This window comes from Allobosea sp. 67-29, assembly GCF_001898115.1.
In the GTDB taxonomy this organism is placed as follows: domain Bacteria; phylum Pseudomonadota; class Alphaproteobacteria; order Rhizobiales; family Beijerinckiaceae; genus Allobosea.
In genome coordinates, this window is sequence record NZ_MKSQ01000007.1 from 362,538 (window position 1) to 382,166 (window position 19,629).

The 19,629-nt window shown below is 68.1% G+C and carries 20 protein-coding genes; 2 read left to right on the top strand and 18 right to left on the bottom strand.

Annotation, left to right across the window (positions count from 1 at the left end; translation table 11 throughout):
- The first annotated feature begins 31 nt into the window (after positions 1-31).
- On the top strand, positions 32-1,321 hold the full coding sequence (gene gltA, locus BGO20_RS05415) for a citrate synthase (RefSeq protein ID WP_291662072.1): 1,290 nt from the start codon (positions 32-34) through the stop codon (positions 1,319-1,321).
- Between the two features lie 134 nt (positions 1,322-1,455).
- Here the strand turns inward: gltA and lpxB are convergent, their stop codons facing one another.
- The 11 genes from lpxB to frr all read right to left on the bottom strand — a co-directional run bounded on the left by lpxB (position 1,456) and on the right by frr (position 13,379).
- Positions 1,456-2,628 carry a lipid-A-disaccharide synthase gene (gene lpxB, locus BGO20_RS05420; RefSeq protein ID WP_291662071.1) on the bottom strand — a complete coding sequence of 391 codons (1,173 nt, stop codon included), beginning with the start codon at positions 2,626-2,628 and terminating at the stop codon, positions 1,456-1,458.
- Complete coding sequence (locus BGO20_RS05425) at positions 2,628-3,464, bottom strand: LpxI family protein (RefSeq protein WP_291662070.1); 837 nt, start codon at positions 3,462-3,464, stop codon at positions 2,628-2,630. The genes lpxB and BGO20_RS05425 overlap by 1 nt, the downstream gene beginning before the upstream one ends.
- 26 nt (positions 3,465-3,490) lie before the next feature.
- Complete coding sequence (gene lpxA / locus BGO20_RS05430) at positions 3,491-4,300, bottom strand: acyl-ACP--UDP-N-acetylglucosamine O-acyltransferase (RefSeq protein WP_291662069.1); 810 nt, start codon at positions 4,298-4,300, stop codon at positions 3,491-3,493.
- A gap of 35 nt (positions 4,301-4,335) precedes the next feature.
- Positions 4,336-4,794, bottom strand: a complete 459-nt coding sequence (gene fabZ, locus BGO20_RS05435; protein WP_291662068.1) for a 3-hydroxyacyl-ACP dehydratase FabZ — start codon at positions 4,792-4,794, stop codon at positions 4,336-4,338.
- Between the two features lie 195 nt (positions 4,795-4,989).
- Entirely contained in the window at positions 4,990-6,051 is a 1,062-nt protein-coding gene (gene lpxD, locus BGO20_RS05440) for a UDP-3-O-(3-hydroxymyristoyl)glucosamine N-acyltransferase (protein WP_291662067.1), read from the bottom strand.
- Positions 6,052-6,086: 35 nt separating this feature from the next.
- Entirely contained in the window at positions 6,087-8,600 is a 2,514-nt protein-coding gene (bamA, locus tag BGO20_RS05445; protein ID WP_291662065.1) for an outer membrane protein assembly factor BamA, read from the bottom strand.
- Positions 8,601-8,816: 216 nt separating this feature from the next.
- Positions 8,817-9,965, bottom strand: a complete 1,149-nt coding sequence (gene rseP / locus BGO20_RS05450; protein ID WP_291662063.1) for an RIP metalloprotease RseP — start codon at positions 9,963-9,965, stop codon at positions 8,817-8,819.
- 23 nt (positions 9,966-9,988) lie between these two features.
- A complete protein-coding gene (dxr, locus tag BGO20_RS05455) occupies positions 9,989-11,170 on the bottom strand; it encodes a 1-deoxy-D-xylulose-5-phosphate reductoisomerase (protein WP_291662061.1) in 1,182 nt (393 codons plus the stop codon).
- A gap of 4 nt (positions 11,171-11,174) precedes the next feature.
- Positions 11,175-12,002, bottom strand: a complete 828-nt coding sequence (locus BGO20_RS05460) for a phosphatidate cytidylyltransferase (protein WP_291662059.1) — start codon at positions 12,000-12,002, stop codon at positions 11,175-11,177.
- The gene (locus BGO20_RS05465) at positions 11,999-12,757 is read right to left on the bottom strand and encodes an isoprenyl transferase (RefSeq protein ID WP_291662058.1); all 759 of its coding nucleotides are present in this window, start codon (positions 12,755-12,757) and stop codon (positions 11,999-12,001) included. Before BGO20_RS05465 ends, BGO20_RS05460 begins: the two co-directional genes overlap by 4 nt.
- A gap of 58 nt (positions 12,758-12,815) precedes the next feature.
- Positions 12,816-13,379 carry a ribosome recycling factor gene (frr, locus tag BGO20_RS05470; RefSeq protein WP_291662057.1) on the bottom strand — a complete coding sequence of 188 codons (564 nt, stop codon included), beginning with the start codon at positions 13,377-13,379 and terminating at the stop codon, positions 12,816-12,818.
- 251 nt (positions 13,380-13,630) lie between these two features.
- Here frr and BGO20_RS05475 point away from each other — a divergent pair, with 251 nt between their 5' ends.
- Positions 13,631-14,044: a VOC family protein gene (locus tag BGO20_RS05475; RefSeq protein WP_291662055.1), complete on the top strand. Its 414-nt coding sequence runs from the start codon at positions 13,631-13,633 to the stop codon at positions 14,042-14,044.
- Positions 14,045-14,157: 113 nt separating this feature from the next.
- Here the strand turns inward: BGO20_RS05475 and pyrH are convergent, their stop codons facing one another.
- From pyrH to pncA, 7 genes are all read right to left on the bottom strand, one after another.
- The gene (pyrH, locus tag BGO20_RS05480) at positions 14,158-14,865 is read right to left on the bottom strand and encodes a UMP kinase (protein WP_291662053.1); all 708 of its coding nucleotides are present in this window, start codon (positions 14,863-14,865) and stop codon (positions 14,158-14,160) included.
- Positions 14,866-14,998: 133 nt separating this feature from the next.
- Positions 14,999-15,922, bottom strand: coding sequence for a translation elongation factor Ts (tsf, locus tag BGO20_RS05485; protein ID WP_291662051.1), 924 nt, complete (start codon positions 15,920-15,922; stop codon positions 14,999-15,001).
- Between the two features lie 179 nt (positions 15,923-16,101).
- Positions 16,102-17,103 (bottom strand): 30S ribosomal protein S2, encoded by a 1,002-nt coding sequence (locus tag BGO20_RS05490; RefSeq protein ID WP_291662050.1) that lies wholly within the window; start codon positions 17,101-17,103, stop codon positions 16,102-16,104.
- 163 nt (positions 17,104-17,266) lie between these two features.
- Positions 17,267-17,707, bottom strand: coding sequence for an EVE domain-containing protein (locus tag BGO20_RS05495; protein ID WP_291662048.1), 441 nt, complete (start codon positions 17,705-17,707; stop codon positions 17,267-17,269).
- A 9-nt stretch (positions 17,708-17,716) separates the two neighbouring features.
- A complete protein-coding gene (locus BGO20_RS05500) occupies positions 17,717-18,088 on the bottom strand; it encodes a VOC family protein (RefSeq protein ID WP_291662046.1) in 372 nt (123 codons plus the stop codon).
- Between the two features lie 78 nt (positions 18,089-18,166).
- Positions 18,167-18,862: a helix-turn-helix transcriptional regulator gene (locus BGO20_RS05505; RefSeq protein WP_291662044.1), complete on the bottom strand. Its 696-nt coding sequence runs from the start codon at positions 18,860-18,862 to the stop codon at positions 18,167-18,169.
- A gap of 10 nt (positions 18,863-18,872) precedes the next feature.
- The gene (gene pncA, locus BGO20_RS05510; protein WP_291662042.1) at positions 18,873-19,601 is read right to left on the bottom strand and encodes a bifunctional nicotinamidase/pyrazinamidase; all 729 of its coding nucleotides are present in this window, start codon (positions 19,599-19,601) and stop codon (positions 18,873-18,875) included.
- Positions 19,602-19,629 lie beyond the last annotated feature (28 nt).

Sequence of the window (19,629 nt, forward strand, 5' to 3'; positions counted from 1 at the left end):
ACAGCAGCGAGCCTTGAAAGGATCGGTATCGATGAGCGGAAATACCAGCCAGCTCCACGTCGGCGACAAGACCGTCGACATGGCGATCAAGGAAGGGTCGGTCGGCCCGGCCGTCATCGACATCGCCAAGCTTTACGCCCAGACGGGCATGTTCACCTACGACCCCGGCTTCACCTCGACGGCGAGCTGCGAGTCGCAGATCACCTATATCGACGGCGATGCGGGCGTCCTGCTCTATCGCGGCTATCCGATCGAGCAGCTCGCCGAGCATGGCGACTTCCTCGAGACCTGCTATCTGCTGCTCTACGGCGAGCTGCCGACGGCCGCGCAGAAGGCCGATTTCGACTACCGGATCACGCGCCACACCATGGTGCACGAGCAGATGGCCCGCTTCTTCCAGGGCTTCCGCCGCGACGCGCACCCGATGGCCGTGATGGTCGGCTCGATCGGCGCGATGTCGGCCTTCTACCACGACTCGACCGACATCTCCGACCCGCAGCAGCGCATGATCGCCTCGATGCGGATGATCGCGAAGGTGCCGACGCTGGCCGCGATGGCCTACAAGTACACGGTCGGCCAGCCCTTCGTGTACCCGCTGAACTCGCTGGACTACACCTCGAACTTCCTGCGCATGTGCTTCGCCGTGCCGGCCGAGGAGTACAAGGTCAATCCGGTGCTGTCGCGCGCGCTCGACCGCATCTTCATCCTGCATGCCGACCACGAGCAGAACGCCTCGACCTCGACGGTGCGCCTCGCCGGCTCGTCGGGCGCCAACCCCTTCGCCTGCATCGCGGCCGGCACCGCCTGCCTCTGGGGCCCCGCCCATGGCGGCGCCAACGAGGCGGCGCTGAAGATGCTCGAGGAGATCGGGACGGTCGAGAACATCCCGAAGTACATCGCCAAGGCGAAGGACAAGAATGACCCCTTCCGCCTGATGGGCTTCGGTCACCGGGTCTACAAGAACTACGATCCGCGCGCCAAGATCATGCAGAAGACCACGCATGAGGTGCTCAACGAGCTCGGCATCAAGGACGACCCGCTCCTCGACGTCGCGGTCGAGCTGGAGCGCATCGCGCTCTCGGACGAGTACTTCATCGAGAAGAAGCTCTATCCGAACATCGATTTCTATTCGGGCATCACGCTGAAGGCGATGGGCTTCCCGACCTCGATGTTCACCGTGCTCTTCGCCGTCGCGCGCACCGTCGGCTGGATCGCGCAGTGGAAGGAGATGATCGAGGATCCGTCCCAGAAGATCGGCCGCCCGCGCCAGCTCTACACCGGCTCGCCGAAGCGCGACTACACGCCGATCGGCCGCCGCTGAGCCGAAGGGCCGAGACTGCTGCTAAGAGGGCGCGGGGCATGACCCGCGCTCTTTCTGTTTTCGGGGACACGCTGCAGGAACGCGTCGACGGCCGGCAGGGGCGGGACACCTGGCCCGGCGCCACGCGCGACGGTCTAAGGCCTTTCGCCGGCCGGCAGGAGCGCGAGCGCGGCCTCGACGGCGTTGACGGCCGGGCTCGGCCCCGCCGAGCGCATGATCGTCTCGACTTCCGCGAAGCCGTCGCATTGTGCCTGCCGGGCCGGGCCTTGCGCCAATATCTCCAGCATGTGCCGGCTCAGGGCGTCGGCGGTGGCCTGCTCCTGAATGAATTCGGGGACGATGTTCCGCCCGAGGATGAGGTTCGGCAAAATGACGCTCGGGAGCTTGACGAGCCGCCGGGCCAGGGCCGCCTCCCAGCTCGCTCCCCGATAGGCCGCGACCGTCGGCACGCCCGAAAGGGCCAGCTCCAGCGTCACCGTGCCGGATGCCGCCAGCGCGCCCCGGGCCGAGCGGAAAGCGGCGAGCTTGCCCGCCTCCCCGACCACGAGCTCGGGCGCAACCGGCCAGCGGGCTGCCGCCTCGGCGATGATCGGCTGCAGCCGCTCGACCGCCGGCAGGATGAAGCGGGCCTCGGGACGCGCAGCGGCGGCCCGCGCCACCGCCTCGCCGAAAACCGGCATCAGGTGATGGATTTCCGACCGCCTGCTGCCCGGCAGAACCAGGACCTGCGGCCGCTCGCTCCGATCCCGCGCCTGCTGCTCCAGCTCATCGGGGCGCAATTCGCCGAGCCGCTCCATGAGCGGATGGCCCACATAGATCGTTTCAGGTCCATGGAGACGGGCGAGCGCGGCCGGCTCGAACGGCAACAGCGCCAGAATGCGGTCGACATGCGGTGCCATCCGGCGTGCACGGCCGGACCGCCAGGCCCAGACGCTCGGGCAGACCCAGTGCACGATCGGAATGCCCGGAGCCCGCGCGCGCACCTTCTTGGCCACGCGCAGGCAGAAATCCGGGCTGTCGATGGTCAGGAGCAGGTCCGGCTGGAAGGCGGCGACGCCGCGCGCCGCATCCTCGATTCGCCGCAGCAGCAGCGGCAGCCTTGCGATCACCGGGCCGAAGCCCATCACCGCGATGTCGGCTTGGGGAAAGAACGGCCGCAGCCCCGCCTCCGGCAAGCCATGATCGCCGACGCCGCGCAGCTCCAGCGGGCGCTCGCCCAGTCGCTCCCGCAGCGCGGCCAGGAAGCGCAGGGCCAAGGCGTCACCCGACGCCTCGCCGGCGATGATGGCCAGGCGGAAGGGGCGCATCAGGCGAAGCCTTCGACGAAGAGACCGAGCTCATCCGCCTGGCGGCCGAGCGCGGCCCGGTCGCCGACCAGCACCTCGCCGGCCCGAACCCCGACCCCGGAGAGCCCGGCTTCAGCGATGTTCCTCAGCGTATCCGGCCCGATGGCCGGCATGTCGACCCGCAGGTCCTGGCCCGTCTTCGGAACCTTGACGAGGAAGCCGTCGCCCTTGCCGATCTTGAGGCGCCCGCGTGCCACCAGATCGGCGACCCGGCGGATCATCGCATCCGTGCCTTCGGCAGCTTCGATCGCGACGACCCGATGATCGGCCAGGATCGCCGCCTGCCCGACATCGAAGGGCGACAGGGCGGCCAGCAACGCGAAGCCGCGCTCGAGCTCGGTGCGCTGCTCCGGCGACACCTGCCGGCGGCCCAGCGGCCCAAGCGGCGCCGTCATCTCGGGAGCGATCTCCGCCGGCCCGTGAACGCGAAAGCCCTGCATCTCGAAGAAGCGGACGACGCCTCGCAGCAGATGGTCGTCGCCGCCCTGAAACGCCTTCGCGAAATGCGGCAGGTGCTTCAGTGTCGAGACCTCGGGCCGCAGCGAGCCGAAGCTCGGCCGTGGCAAGGCCCCGAGCATGACGATATCGGCAATCTCGCGCCGGCGCAGTTCCTTGAGCAGACTGCCGAGCTGGCCGAGGCGATAGCGCCGGACATCGGCGCCTTCGCCGAAGGCTTCGGGGTCGGCCGCGCCGTCCAGCGCCACGATATAGGGGCGCTCGCCATGCCCCGTCACGATGCGGGCGAGCTGAAGCGGGTAGTCGCCGCTTCCCGCGATCATCGCCAGCGGCCCGCGCATCGGGGCCGCTCCTTGCATATCGGCGCTCACCGCTCCGCTGCGGTGGCATCCCGCGGCGTGCAGAGCGGCTTGTCGCCGCCTTCCCTGATGAAATTCAGGATCTCGTCGATCAGGGGATGCTCCGAAAACTCCGCCCCGACATCCTCGACGCGCTCGGCCAGCGTCCCTTCATCGGCGAAAAGCAGCCGGTAGGCGCGGCGCAGCTCGTGGATCTGCTCGCGGGTGAACCCGCGCCGCTTCAGCCCGACGAGATTGAGACCGGCCAGATGCGCCGGGTTGTCACGCACCAGGCCGAACGGAATGACATCGCTCGTCACGCCTGCGCCGCCCCCGATGAAGGAGTGATCGCCGATCCGGATGAATTGCAGCAGGCCGGCGCCGCCGCCGATGATGACGAAATTACCGATCTTGACATGGCCGGCGCACATCGCGTTGTTCGAGAACACCACGCCATTGCCGATCTGCGCATCATGCCCGACATGCGAATTGGCGAGGAAGGCGCAGCTGTTCCCGATGACGGTGGCCATGCCGCCGCCTTCGGTTCCGGGATTCATCGTCACGCCCTCGCGGATGATGCAATCATCGCCGACCGTGAGCGTCGAGGGCTCGCCCCGGTACTTCAGGTCCTGCGGCGGATGACCGATCGAAGCGAACGGGAAGATCCGCCCGCGTGCGCCGATCGTGGTGCGCCCGGCGACCACGACATGGCTGACGAGCTCGACACCGGCGCCGAGGACGACATCCGGGCCGACCAGGCAGAAGGGGCCGATCTTGACCCCCTCCCCGACCTGCGCCTTGGGGTCCACGATCGCGGTGGGGTGGATGGTGCTACTCATCGAAAACTCTTTGACCTAGCTCGCGCGCGGACTGCTCAGGACACCATGGCCGAAATCTCGGCCTCGGCGACGAGGACGCCATCGACTTTCGCTTCGCCGCGGTAGAACCAGATGTTGCGCCGGCGGGCGAGCTTGGTGAGATGGAAGCGGAGCTGGTCGCCCGGAGTCACCGGCTTGCGGAACTTCGCCTTGTCGATCGTGGTGAAGAGCACCGAGTTGACGTGCTGCTCGCCGATGCCGCGCGCGTTCACGACGAGGACACCGGCCGTCTGCGCCATGCCCTCGATCATCAGCACCCCCGGAAAGACCGGCCGCTCGGGAAAATGACCGGTGAACTGCGGCTCGTTGGCGGTGACGTTCTTGATGCCGATGCCGGATTCGTCGCCCTTGATCTCGACGACGCGATCCACCAGCAGAAACGGGTAGCGATGCGGGATGCACGCCATGATCTTCTGGATGTCGATCACATCCAGCGTCGTCGTCGGCTCGCTCATCGCCCCTGTTCTCCACAACTGCGGCGCGCCTGCCCAATCCGCGCGCCGTTTGATCTGTCGCCGCGCCGCCGATCCTTCGCGCCGGGCTGGTTTCTTGCAATGACCGCCCCTTTGCCGGAAACGAGGCCGGTTCGGCAACAGAAATCTCGGCCGCTCCGGGGATAAGGTCCGTGCCGCCCCGCCTGTCCGGTCTCGTCACTCCTGCGGAGCGTCCCCCTTGCGGCCGCGTCGTGCGACCGCCGCCTTGAGCCAGGCGCTCTCGCGCGCCCAGCTCAGCGCCGGCTGGGCCGGGTAGCCGCCGAAGCGGGCGCCGCGCGGAATATCGCCGGCGACGCCGCTCTGTGCGGCGACCTGGGCCCCAGCGCCCACGGTCAGATGACCGGCCAGGCCGACCTGCCCACCCAGCACGACGAAATCCTCCAGCGTCGAGGAGCCCGCCAGCCCGGTCTGGGCGCAGATGACGCAATGGCGGCCGATGACGCAGTTATGGCCGATCTGGACGAGGTTATCGATCTTGGTTCCCTCGCCGATCACCGTGTCGCGGCTGGCGCCGCGGTCGATGCAGCTGTTGGCGCCGATCTCGACATCGTCCTGGACGATCACCCGCCCGATCTGCGGCACCTTCATATGGCCCTTCGGGCTCATGGCGAAGCCGAAGCCGTCCTGCCCGATGCGGGCCCCGGGATGGACGATCACGCGGTTGCCGATCAGCGAGGCCTGAATCGTGCTGCCGGCGCCGATCGAGCAGTTGCGCCCGATACGGACCTGCGGGCCGATCACCGCGTGCGAGGCCACGACCGTGCCTGCTCCGATCTCGGCGCCGGGGCCGATCACGGCTCCGGGGTCGACCGTCACGCCCGGCTCCAGCACCGCCGTGGCATGCACGATGGCGCCGGGCGCCACACCCTGCGAGGCGAAGACCGATTCAGGCCGCAGCGCCGCCGGGAAGAAGCGCGCCAGAACGCGGGCGAAGGCATGGTAGGGCGCAGGCGAAACCAGGGCCACGGTCCCCGCCGGTACGCGGTCGGCGAAGCGCGGCGAGACCAGGCACAGGCCGGCCTTGGTGGCAGCCAGCGCCTCGACGTATTTCGGGTTGTCCATATAGGCGAGATCGGCCGGGCCGGCCATCTCGAGCGCCGCGGCACCCTCGACGCGGCGAGCCGCATCCGCCCCCTCCGGCAGGGAGGCGCCTGAAATGCTTGCGACCTCGCCGAAATCGAGCGAGGTCGCGAAGGGAAAGAAAACGGGATCTGCCATCGCAATATCCGAAGCGGGGCCGGAGCCCCGCCCCGTCAGAACCGCGTGCCGCCGGAGAAGCGGAAGGCCTGGGTGCGGTCGCCACCATACTTGGCGAAGCCGAACGGGCCGTTGCCCCACTGGCCGTCGTCCTTGCTCAGCGCATAGGCGTAGTCGAAGCGGATCGGCCCCAGCGGCGACTGCCACAGCAGGCTCACGCCGACAGACGAGCGCAGCACGTTCTTGTCGCGCACGCAGGCGATGTTTGACTGGCCATAGGGCCCACCGCCAGTCGTGACGTTGAACGCCCTCGCCTCGGAACCCGCGGGGCAGCTGCCCAGCGCCGTCTTGGTGCCGCCGTCGTAGTTGAACAGCGTACCGGCGTCGGCGAAGACCGCGCCGCGCAGGCCGATATCGCGCGGCAGGCCCCAGATCGGGAACTGCACCTCGACCGTGCCGCCGAAATAGGTCGTGCCGCCGAGCGCGTTGGCCGTGGGATCGTTCAGCACGTCGCGCGGGCCGATGCCGGACGGAGCGAAACCGCGAACCAGTGTCGGTCCGAGGAAGTAGTGATCGGCCATACGGAGGTTGCCGCTGGTCGCCTGGACGTGGCCGCCCTGGACGCGGATGAAGCCGACGACGTCGTCGAAGATCTCGCGATAATACCGGGCATCGGCCGCGATGCGCAGGAACTTCGAGTCGCCGCCCACGCCCGCGAACTCCGGCTTCAGCTCCGCGACGAAGCCGTTGCGGGGGTTCTGCACGTTGTCGAGCGAGTTGTAGTTGAAGTTCAGGCCGACGAGCGAGGTCAGCGTCGAGCCCTGGGCTTCCTTGACCGCGACGCTGGCTTCGCCGTTGGTCACGCAGTTGTAGACCGCGTCGGCCGGCAGGCCCGACGTATAGCCGGGGGTGATGCCCGGGATCGGATAGGTACAGTCGTTATAGGGACGCGAGGCCTCGTTCGGGATCTTGATGTTCGTCACGTAGAGCGAATAGCGCGGCGTGACCGAGAATTCTTCCGTGATCGGGAAGGTGAACCGCACCTGACCGCCGGTGACGCGGCTCTCGAAGCGGCCGACATTGTAGTTGTCGTTGTACTTCGAGAACAGGTCGAAGCCTGCCGCCACCCGGTAGCCAAGGAAATACGGCTCGGTGAAGGAGAAGTCGACGCCCTGCGTCCGCTGGCCGAGCGTGCCGGCGATGCGGACGAACTGGCCCTTGCCGAGGAAGTTCGATTCCGACAGCGAGATCTCGCCGATGGCACCGTCCGAGGTCGAATAGCCGCCGGCGATCGAGAACGAGCCGGTCGCCTTGTCCTCGACGTCGATGTTGACCACGACACGATCCGGTGCCGAGCCGGGCTCGTTGGTGATGCGGACCTTGTTGAAGAAGCCGAGATTGGTCAGGCGCCGTTCGGCGCGGTCGACCATGACCTTGTTGTAGGCGTCGCCCTCGCCGAGATCGAGCTCGCGGCGGATGACGTAGTCGCGGGTGCGGGTGTTGCCGCGCACGTTGATGCGCTCGACATAGACCCGCGGCCCCTCGTCGACGACATAGGTGATGCCGATCACGCGGCCCGACGCATCGCGATCGCCGCGCGGGCGAACCTGCGCGAACGGATGGCCCTCGCGATTGACCTCGGTGGTCAGCGCGACGAGCGACTTCTCGACCGCCTCGGCGTTGTAGGTGTCGCCCGTCGAGGTGGCGAGATAGCGCTGCAGCCGCCCCGCATCGACGCCGGGGACCGACGAGTCGACGCCGACATTGCCGACCTTGTACTGCGGACCTTCCTCGACCTGGATGTCGACCACCCAGCCGCCGGCCTGCTCGTCGAAGCGCGCGGTGTTGTTGACGATCTGGAAGTCGGCATAGCCGTTCTTCAGGTAGAAGCGCCGGATCAGTTCGAGATCCGAATTGATGCGGTCCGGATCATAGACGTCCGAGGTCTTGATCCAGCTCAGGAAATTCATCTCGCTCGAGGACATCAGCCCGCGCAGGCGGCCCGACGAATAAGCGTTGTTGCCCGAGAAGTTGATCGACTTGATGCCGGTCTTCCCGCTCTCGTTGATGGTGTAGACGACGTCCTGGCGGCCGTTCGGCAGCGGCGCGATGCGGCCGCTGACGGAGGACAGGCCGTAGCCGGCGCGGCGATAGGCCTCGCGCAGGCGCTCGACGTCGGAATCGATCAGAGCCTGGCTCAGCGGCCCGCCGGCGCGCGACTGCACCACCTGCGACAGCTGCTCGCTCTTCAGGCGGCGATTGCCCTCGAAGGCCACGCGATTGACGACGCCGCCCTGCTCCTTGACGGAGATCACGGTCTGGGCGCCGCGTCGGCTGACCTGGACGCTGCTGAACATGCCCGTCGCCAGCAGGCTCTCGCGAATCTCCTGCGGATTCTCGCGGCCGACGGCGTAGGAGCGGATCGTTTCGGCATCGACTCGCTGATTGCCGTGGACAACCACGGCCTGGGCGAACGCAACACCACCACTCACGGCCAAGATCAGGGCCGAAAGTCCGATCGATCGAGAGAGCCGCGCCTTGGTCGTCCGGCTCTTTTGGGTCGACGTCATCGGGTCGCCTATTCCATTTCTCTGGTCACCACCCCAACAGGGGTCCGCAATCTGGGGGATCGCGGCAGGGCGAGATTTGCAGTGCAATCGCTTCTACAAAGTTTCCCGCAGGGTGCAAACCGCCATCATCGTTAATAAAGTATTTTTAAAGACCTCGTTGCCGGGGTGCCACGCGAGCCGCCGCGATTCCGCCGCAAACGCGGCAGGCGGGGCCGCTCAGAGCAGCCCCTTGACGTGGACGAGGTCGTTCCACGTCACGAACAGCATCAGCATGAGAACGAGCGCCAGCCCGAGCCGGAATCCGATCTCCTGGGCGCGCGGGCTCAGCGGGCGGCCGCGAACCGCTTCGTAGAGATAGAACAGCAGGTGCCCGCCATCGAGCATCGGCACCGGCAACAGGTTCATCAGCCCGATCGAGACCGACAGGATCGCGGCGAGATTCATCAGCCCGAACAGGCCGGCGTTCTGCGCCACGGCGCCCGATACCTGCGCAATCCGAATCGGGCCCGATAGCTGGTCGGTCGAGGCGCGGCCGCGCACCAGCTTGGCGATGTAGTCATAGGTCTGGGTGACGATGAACCAGCTTTCGGTGACGCCCTGCTTGACGGAATCGACCAGCCCGAACCGCTGCGTCGTCCAGTCTTCCGGCCGCGGCGAGGCCTTCACGCCGATCACGCCGATGCGCTGCTTGCCGAGCGGCGAATCCATCTCGACGAGGGCCGGCGTCACCGGCAGGGTCACCGTGCTTCCGCCTCGCTCGACCGTGACGGACAACGTCTCGTCGGGGCGCGTCTGCACGATGCGCTGCATGTCGGAGAAGCTGTGGATCGGCTGCCCGTCGATCGTGATGACCAGGTCGCCAGGCCGCAGGCCGGCGCGCTCGGCCGCGCTGCCGGCCACGATCTCGTCGACGCGCGGGGTCAGCATCGGCTTGCCGAAGATGAAGGCCGAGCCGGCGAAGATCAGGATCGCCAGCAGGAAATTGGCGATCGGCCCGGCAGCCACGATGGCCGCCCGCTCGCCGATCGACTGGGCCGGGAAGGAGCGCGCCCGTTCCTGCGCCGTCATGCGGCTGACGGCCTCGTCGTCCGGGGCGCTGGAGACGTCGGCGTCACCGGAGAACTTGACGTAGCCGCCGAGCGGGATCAGCGCGAAGCGCCAGCGCGTGCCGTGCCGGTCGTTGAAGCCGAAAATCTCGCGCCCGAAACCGATGGAGAAGGTCTTCACATCGACGCCGCACCAGCGTCCGACCAGGAAGTGGCCGAGCTCGTGGATGAAGACGACCAGGGTCAACACAAACAGGAAAGGCACCAGATAGACGAGCACGGAATGCCCGGCGCTGCCGATCGACCCCAGGATTTCCATCGAACTCTCCCGATCCTTTCTTGTTAGGTGACAGTGAACGAGGCTTGCGACAAGAGCGAGGCGGCCCGTCGTCGCGCATCATGGTCAATGGCGAGCGCCTCGGCGACGTCGCGCGGGGCTTTCGCCCCTCCGGCATCCTGCGCGCAGACCTCGGCGACCAGCGCCGCGATCCCGGGAAAGCGGATCCGTCCGGCAAGGAAGGCCGCGACCGCGACCTCGTTCGCGGCGTTGAGAATGGCGGGCTTGGCGCCGCCTTCGGCGAGCGCCGACAGGGCGAGCCCGAGCGCCGGAAAGCGCTGCAGGTCCGGCCGTTCGAAGCTCAGCGGCTCGCCGGCAGCGAGATCGAGGAAGCGCGCCGGCGGTGCGTCGAGCCGGCCGTCGATGCCCAGGCAGTGTGCCGCCGCGACCCGCATGTCGGGCACCGCCATGCCGGCGCTGACCGAGCCGTCGCGGAAGGTGACGAGCCCGTGCACGACCTGTTGCGGATGGACCAGAACGTCCAGCTGGTCCGGCAAGAGATCGAAGAGGAAGCGGGCCTCGATCACCTCCAGCCCTTTGTTCATCAGGCCGGCGGAATCGATCGTGATCTTGGCACCCATGGCGTAGTTCGGGTGCTTGAGCGCCTGCTCGGGGCCGGCGGCCGCGATCCTCTCGGCGCTCCAGGTCCGGAACGGCCCACCCGAGGCGGTGAGCGTCATGCTCCGGATCGAATCGAGCGGCTCCTGGCCGAGCACCTGGAACAGCGCGTTGTGCTCGGAATCGAGCGGCAGCATCCGCGCGCCGGCGGCGGCCGCGCGCGCCATCACCGCCTCGCCGGCGCAGACCAGGCTTTCCTTGTTGGCGAGCGCGATCGTCCGGCCCGGCGTCAGGGCCGCGAAGGTCGCCTCCAGCCCCGCCGCCCCCGCAATCGCGCTGACGACGATGTCGGCCGGTCGGGCCACGGCCTCCAGCACGGCCGCGCGCCCTGCCCCGCTCGCGATCCCGGTCCCGGCCAGCGCCTGCTTCAACACCGCGCCGGCAGAGGCGTCGGCGAGCGCGGCGTATCGCGCGCCGACATCGATCGCGACACGCGCGAGCCCCTCGGCATCCCGGCCGCCCACGACGGTATCGATCGCCAGCCGTTCCGGATTCTCGGCCACCACGTCCCGGACGGAGCGGCCGACGGAGCCGGTAGCCCCCAGAAGCGTGACGGTGCGAAGCGGCATCGGCTCAGAGTTCGATATGGAAGGCGAAAAGAGCGAGCCCCGCGAGGACCAGCACGGCCCAGTAGCCGTCCAGCCGGTCGAGGAAGCCGCCATGGCCCGGGATGAGTCCGCTCGAATCCTTGGTGCCGAAACGCCGCTTCAGCGCGGATTCGTAGAGATCGCCCGCCTGGCTCGCGACGGAGGCGGCGAGCGAGGCCGCCAGGACGCGGCCGTTCACGCCGAACCCGCCGGTCGCCGCCCAGCTCCAGATCAGCGCGCCCGCGACCGTTCCCGCCAGCGTGCCGCCGATCGCGCCGGACCAGGTCTTCTTGGGGCTGACGCGCGGCATCAGTTTGGGGCCGCCGAGCGTCCGGCCGGTGAAATAGGCGGCGATGTCGGTCAGCCAGACGACGGCGAAGCTCCACAGGATCAGCGCGAGGCCGGCCACCGGCCAGTCGCGCAGGGCCGGCGTGATAATCGCGAAGGCCAGCGCATAGGCGACGCCGCAGAGCTCGAGCGGCAGGCGTCCCCGGACGAAGGGAGCCGACAGGGCACCGAGGAGCGCGGCCGCGGCCGTCACCCCTACGACGGCCGCGGAGGACAACGGCAGGAGCGCCAGGGCGAGGCCTGCCACGGCGACGCCCGCTCCGGCCGCGACGGCGTTGGCACGGCTGACGATCGAGAGCCATTCATAGGCGACGATGCCGGCGACCAGCACCCAGACCAGACGGAACGGCCAGCCGCCCCACAGCGTGACGGCGAGCACAGCGGCCGCCAGCACCAGCGCCGAGACGACCCGCCGCTTCAGCTCGCTGGCGCCCGGCCCGGGCGCTGCGGAGGCAGGTTCATTCACGCGACGTCCACGCTGCGGTCTGCCGGAGCCGCGAGCCCGCCGAAACGACGCTCGCGCTGCCGGTACTGTGCCAGCGCATCCTCGAAGGCGGCGCGGTCGAAATCCGGCCACATCACCGGGGTGAAGACGAATTCGGCATAGGCCGCCTGCCACAGCAGGAAGTTGGAGATGCGCGTCTCGCCGGAAGTGCGGATCACGAGCTCCGGATCCGGCAGGTCCCGCGTGTCGAGCCGCGCGGCGAGCGCGGCCTCGTCGATGGCCGATGGATCGATGCGCCCGGCCGCGACATCAGCGGCGAGCTCGCGAGCGGCCCGCACGATCTCGTCGCGCGAGCCGTAGTTGAAGGCGATCGCCAGGATGAGGCCGGTATTGCCGCGGGTGCGCGCCTCGGCATGCTCGACGAGGCGGCGCAGCTCCGGCGCCAGGTCCTGCCGGCTGCCGATGATGCGCACCTGCACGTTGGCGCCGGCGAGCTCGGCCAGATCCTTCTCGACGAAATGCTTGAGCAGCCCCATCAGGAAGCTGACTTCGGCATGGGGCCGACGCCAGTTCTCGGTCGAGAAGCTGTAGAGCGTCAGCACCGCGATGCCGAGATCACTGGCATTGCGCACCGTACGCCGCAACGCTTCCAGCCCGCGCCGGTGGCCTTCCTGCCGCGGCAGACCGCGCATCTGCGCCCAGCGGCCGTTTCCATCCATGATGATGGCGACATGGTTGGGGGTCGATCGCCCCGCATCGCGCTGGCCAGATGACATTCGGATGAGCCTCGCTGGGCCGAACTGGGACATCACCCCGTCCACGGACGGAGCCGGATCAGACGTGCAGGATTTCCTTTTCCTTGGCCGCCAGCGCCTGGTCGATCTCGGCGATGTGCTGGTCGGTCGCCTTCTGGACCTGGTCGGACTGGCGCTGGGCGTCGTCCTTGGTCATGTCGCCGTCCTTCTCGAGCTTCTTGAGGATGTCGATGCCGTCGCGGCGGACATGGCGCACCGCGACCTTGGACTCCTCGGCGTATTTATGGGCGACCTTGACCATCTCCTTGCGGCGCTGCTCGTTGAGCTCGGGGATGCGGATGCGCAGCACCTGCCCTTCGGTCTGGGGATTGAGGCCGAGGTCGGATTCGCGGACCGCCTTGTCGACGGCCTGGACCATCGAGCGGTCCCAGACCTGGACGCTGAGCAGGCGCGGCTCGGGCACGGAGACCGTGGCGAGCTGGCTCAGCGGCGTGCGTGCGCCATAGGCCTCGACCGTGATCGGATCGAGCATGTTGGCGGAGGCGCGGCCGGAACGCAGCGAGGCGAGATCGCCCTTGAAGGACTGCACGGCACCAGCCATGCGGCGCTTGAGGTCGGCGAGGTCGAACGTCGTCTGGGCCATTTCAATCAGGACCTTGCAGATAATCGAAAATCGGCGCGACCATGGCGGCGAGGCCGCACAGGGTCAAGATTTACCTGTCCGAACAGCATTTTCCTTGCACGGGAGCAAGGAGAAAGCCGCCCGAAGCGGGGAAACCGCGGCGGGTGGCTGGAACCAAGCTTGGCAGCCGCCTCCCGCACACCCATCTCCACATTACCGTCTCGCCCCGCTGCGAGCCAGTTCCCGTTCGCATAAAGCCTTGGAGAAACGGCGTGCCCCGGCTGAACCGCATCATCGAGACCGCGCTCTATGTCGACGACCTCGAACGCGCCCGCACCTTCTACGAAACCAAGCTCGGTCTCGAGCCGCTGCTCAAGACCGCGACGCTGTTCGCCTATGATGTCGGTGGCCAGAGCGTCCTGCTGCTGTTCCAGCGCGGTCAGTCGCTGCATACCCAGTCCTCTGCCGGCGGCAGCATTCCGCCGCATGACGGGCATGGGCCGCTTCATATCGCCTTCGCCGTGGAGGAGAGCGAACTCGCCGCCTGGGACGAGAAGCTGCAGCAGCTCGAAATCGCCGTCGAGGGCCGGATGGACTGGGACCGGGGCGGCAGGAGCCTCTATTTCCGCGATCCCGACGGTCATCTGCTCGAGCTGATGACGCCGGGAATCTGGCGCACCTACTGAGAGTTCGCCGGGTCTTCAGCGCTCCCCATTCTTCGAGATGCCGTTCCTCGCGGAGCGGCATCTCGGGTCGAGGGCTTCGGAAGTCTCGGGCAGAACCTAGAAATGCCGCCGGCTCAGGGCGTCACATAGGTCGCCCGGCCTTCACCGCGCAGCACCGCGGCGAGCGCGCCCTTCTCGGCGATCGAGAACACGACGATGGTGAGCAGCGCATCGCGGGCCAGCGCGAAGGCGGCCGTGTCCATCACCTTGAGGTCGCGCCGGATCGCTTCCTCATGGGTGAGCGTGTCGTAGCGGGTTGCGCTCGGATCCTTCTTCGGATCGGCGGTATAGACGCCGTCGACCTGCGTCGCCTTGAGCAGATGGCTGCAGTCCAGCTCGGCGGCGCGCAGCGCCGCGCCCGTATCGGTGGTGAAGTACGGATTGCCGGTGCCGCCGCCGAGGATGACCACCTTGCCGTTGCTGAGATGGTCGAGCGCACGCTTGCGGGCATAGCTCTCGCAGAGCGAGGGCATCGGCACCGCGGACATGGCGCGGGCCGGCGCACCGGCCGCCTCGATGGCATGCTCCAGCGCGAGCGCATTCATCACCGTGCCGAGCATCCCGATCGAATCGGCGGTCGTGCGGTCGAGCCCCTTGTTGAGGCCCTGCACGCCGCGGAAGAAATTGCCGCCGCCGACGACGATACCGACCTCGACGCCCTCGCGCGAAGCATGGGCGATGTCGGCGGCCAGCGCGACCAGCGTGCCGCCATCGAGGCCGGAACCCTGCGGCCCGGCCAGGGCCTCGCCGGAGAGCTTCACGAGAACGCGTTTGGGTCTCATCGATGGTCTCTCCGTGATTGTGGCGGCCGCGGGGATCGGCGGCTCGTCCTCCTACAAGAAAGGCCGCGCGATGCGCGGCCTTTCTGTCACCTCGTCAGGGGCTTGTCAGCCCGTCTTTGTCCGGGCGGGTCGCTCAGCCCGTGGTGCCGCCGGCGGCGGCGACCTCGGCGGCGAAGTCCTGCTCTTCCTTCTCGATGCCCTCGCCGAGCGCGAAACGGGCGAAGCCGGTGAGCTTCACCGGAGCGCCGACCTTGCCCTCGATCTCCTTCAGGACCTGCGAGACCGACTTCGAGCCGTCATGGATATAGGCCTGCTCCAGCAGGCAATATTCCTTGGCGTAGCTCTTCAGGCCGCTCTCGGTGATCTTGGCGAGGACATGCTCGGGCTTGCCGGCGTTCTTCTCGGCCAGGATCGCCTTCTCGCGCTCCAGGACCTCCGGAGCGACCGAGGCGAGATCGAGCGCGACCGGGTTGGTCGCTGCGACATGCATGGCGAGCTGGCGACCGAGCATGGCGAGCTCGTCGCCCTTGCCGGTCGACTCGAGCGCGACGATGACGCCGATCTTGCCGAGCCCGTCGGCGATCGCGCCATGGACGTAGGAGCCGATCACGCCCGACGACACCTTGAGCGAAGCGACACGGCGCAGCGTCATGTTCTCGCCGATGGTGGCGATGGCGTTGGCGATCGCGTCCTGCACGGTGCCGCCACCCGGATAGTGATGGCCGAGCAGCGCCTCGACATCGCCGCCACGCTCGAGCGCGACATCGGCGATGGTCTTGGCCAGCGCCTGGAACTCGGGGTTGCGCGCGACGAAGTCGGTCTCGGAGTTGACCTCGACGACGACGCCCTCATGGCCCTGCACCGCGACGGCGACGAGGCCTTCGGCGGCGACGCGGTCAGCCTTCTTGGCAGCCTTGGACAGGCCCTTGGCGCGCAGCCAGTCGATGGCGGCTTCCATGTTGCCGTCGGTCGCCGACAGCGCGGCCTTGCAATCCATCATGCCCGCGCCGGTCTTGTCGCGGAGTTCCTTCACGAGTGCGGCGGTGATCGCTGCCATGGTCTCAAATCCTTGCTGTCGTTGCGGCGCAGGTCCGGTGACCGGCCGCGGATCATCTCATTGCGAGGCCGCTGATGGTGAAACGCCGACGCTCCGTTTCCGGCCGTCGGCGCTGGTCGGCATCACATCAGAAGCCCGATTGCGACGCGCCGATGACGCGTCGCAATCGTGAGGCCTAATTACGCGTCGGCGAGCTCGCGCGCCTGGGCGACCCAGCCCTCGCGCTCGATCTTGCCGCCGAGCTTCAGGTCGTGATCGACCTTGGTCACGTCGGCCGGCGACATCGCCGCGATCTGCCAGAAGTGGTAGATGCCGCCGTCGTTGAGCTTCTGCACCGCGTCCGGGCCCATGCCCGAGAGCTTGGTCAGATCGTCCGGCGCGCCGCGCGGGGCGGTCAGCGTCTCGAAAACCTGGCCGTCGGCCGCGACCGGCTCGAGAGCCTCCTCGACGACCGGCGCCTCGGCGGCACCGACGTCGATGCCCTGGTCGCCCGAGGCGCGGCCGATGCCGTCGATCGCCGAGCGGGCGATCAGGTCGCAATAGAGCTGGATCGCGCGGCCGGCGTCGTCATTGGCCGGGACCGGGAAGGTGATGCCGTCCGGATCCGAGTTCGAATCGACGATGGCGGCGACCGGGATGCCGAGGCGCTGGGCCTCCTTGATCGCCAGCTGCTCCTTGTTGGTGTCGATCACGAAGATCATGTCCGGCGTGCCGCCCATGTCCTTGATGCCGCCGAGCGCCTTCTCGAGCTTGTCGCGCTCGCGCGACAGCATCAGGCGCTCCTTCTTGGTCAGGCCGGTGCCGCCGCCGTTGAGCAGCTCCTCGACCTTGCGCAGGCGCTGGATCGAAGCCGAGATGGTCTTCCAGTTGGTCAGCATGCCGCCGAGCCAGCGGGAGTTGACGTAGTACTGCGCCGAACGCTTGGCCGCATCGGCGATGGCATCCTGCGCCTGGCGCTTGGTGCCGACGAAGAGGACGCGGCCGCCACGGGCGACGGTGTCCGAGACCGCCTGCAGGGCGCGGTGCAGCATGGGCACCGACTGCGACAGGTCGAGGATGTGGATGTTGTTGCGGGTGCCGAAGATGTAGGGCGACATCTTCGGGTTCCAGCGGTGAGCCTGGTGGCCGAAATGGGCACCGGCTTCGAGGAGCTGGCGCATGGAGAGATCGGGCAGAGCCATGGTGTTCGTGTCCTTCCGGTTGAGCCTCTGGGGAGCGAATGAAACGGCCATAGGCTGGCCGATCACCGGAACGCCTCGGTGTCGAGGTGATGCTCCCCATGTGGAATGCGGTGCGCCATACACGCGATCCCGCCGGATTGCAACCCGCCGGGAGCGGCACGCCCTACTCTCGCCCGGCGGCAACCGGCTGCGCCGCCATGGCCTGCGCGATCGTGGCGAAGTCGCCCTCCTCCACCGCAAGCACGCCGAAGCGCAGCCGGTAACCCCAATTCGGCGCGCCCTCGCTGAAACGCAGGACCGGAAGCAGCGGTCGTATCGGGGCCGGCCGCGCTGAAGACCAGTTCACGTCCCGCCGGAACGGCTCGAAACCTGCGGCCATCACGCCCCGATACGGCTCGCCTGCCCCGATACGGCCGATCGCGGTGAAGGATTGCAGCCCGTCGGGCTGGCCCATCTTCTCGCTCGGCGAATAATAGACGATGCCGTCACCGGGCTCCATCCTCCGCAGCGGACCGGCCTTGCCGTGATTGACCTGCATGAAGCCGCCGGCAACGCCGCGCCGGACATGTGTGGCGCAGGCGACCGCGATCCAATGCCCCGTCACGACATCGCCTCAGGATTCGGACGGCCAGAATACGCGCAGGCGGTGTCCGTCGGGGTCCGCCGCGGTGAAGGTCCGGCCGAAATCGAGATCGGTCGGCTGCTGCAGGATCGTGATGCCGCGCCCGCTCCACGCGGCGCAGGTCGCATCGACCGCCTGCGCCGAGGGCGCGACCATGGCGATCTCTGCAGCTCCGCCCTGCGCTGCGGCGGCGGGCTCGACCGTATGCCGCGACCATAGGCCGAGGCGAGCCCCCGACGGCAGCGCGAACATCGCAAAGGTCGGCGACTGCTCCAGCGGCGGCTGGCCGATGAGATCCGCATAGAAGCGCGCGCTGGCCGCCGGGCTTTCGACATGCAGCAGGATGAAATGGGCATCGAACATGGTGGGCTCCCGCGATCCGTCCGGAGTGGACAGGACGGAACGCTAGAATCAGATGCTGCCAATTTCCGGCAGCGTCCCTCACCGGGGCGACGGAATGCCTTCCTTCTCGCGCCAGGCCTTGAGCAGCGCCGCGCGCCGCTGCGGGTAACGCTCTTCCAACGGAACGAAGGCGGCGATCCTGTCGGTGCGGAAATGCCGGAAATCCCGCCTGAGCTCGCACCAGGCGACGAGGACGCGGACATGGTCGAAGAAGGAGAGCGCCAGCGGCCAGACGACGCGCTCGCTCGCCCGCCCCTCGCCGTCACCATAGGTGATCCGCGCCCGGCGTCCGGAGCGGATGGCGCGGCGGACGGCCGAAAGATCGACGGTATCGCCGGCGGCGATGGCGGAACCCGGCCCGAGCATCAGCACCGCATCGTCGACTCGGCCGGCGAGATCCGGCGGCAGCACCGCGACGATCTTGGCCATGGCATCCCGCGCCGCGAGCGCGAGCGGTCCATCGGCCCGGTCGGCAACCCAGCGCGAGCCCAGCAGCAACGCCTCGATCTCATCCTCTCCGAACATCAGCGGCGGCAGCATGAATCCGGGCTTGAGCACGTAGCCGAGCCCCGGCTCGCCCTCGATCGGTGCGCCCTGCCCCTGCAGCGTGACGATGTCGCGATAGAGCGTGCGGATGCTGACGCCGAGCTCATCTGCAAGCTTGCGGCCCGACACCGGCCGCCGGTGGCGGCGCAGGAGCTGGACAAGATCGAGCAGCCGCTCGGTGCGCGACAAGGCGGCTCCTTCAGCCCGGCAGATCGGCCGTCTTGATCCGGCTCACATCGTTCTCCGCCATCTCGGCCCAGGCACGGGCCAGCGAGCCTTCGAGATCGATGGCGCGGCAGGCGTCCTCGACGACATAGGCGTCGAAACCCGCCCGCGCCGCATCCTGCGCCGTCCAGTTGACGCAGAAATCGGTGGCAAGCCCGACGATGACCGTGCGCAGGATGCCTCGCTCGCGCAGATAGCCGGTGAGGCCGGTCGGCGTCGTGCGATCCGCCTCGACGAAGCCGGAATAGCTGTCGACCTCCCGGCGATAGCCCTTGCGGATCACCGCCTGCGCCGGCGTCATGTCGAGACCGGCATGGAACTCCGCTCCCTTGCTGCCCTGGACGCAATGCTCCGGCCAGAGCACCTGCTGGCCATACGGCATCGCGATCACTTCGAAAGGCCGCTTGCCGGTATGGCTCGAGGCGAAGGAGGAATGCCCCGCCGGGTGCCAGTCCTGCGTCATCACCACATGGGAGAAGCGCTTCGCCAGCGCGTTGATGACCGGCACGACCTCGTCGCCGCCGGGAACCGCCAGCTTGCCGCCGGGACAGAAATCGTTCTGGACGTCGACGACGATCAGAGCGGTCCGCGCATCGATCACCGGTATCTCCTGTGCCCTGGCGCCGCGCGCGGCTGCCGCGGCGCCGACTGCCACCGCTCCCGCCATCAAACTGCGCCGGTCGATCCCGAAAGCTTCCGCCATGGCCGCCTCCCGCGACACCGGCCGGGAT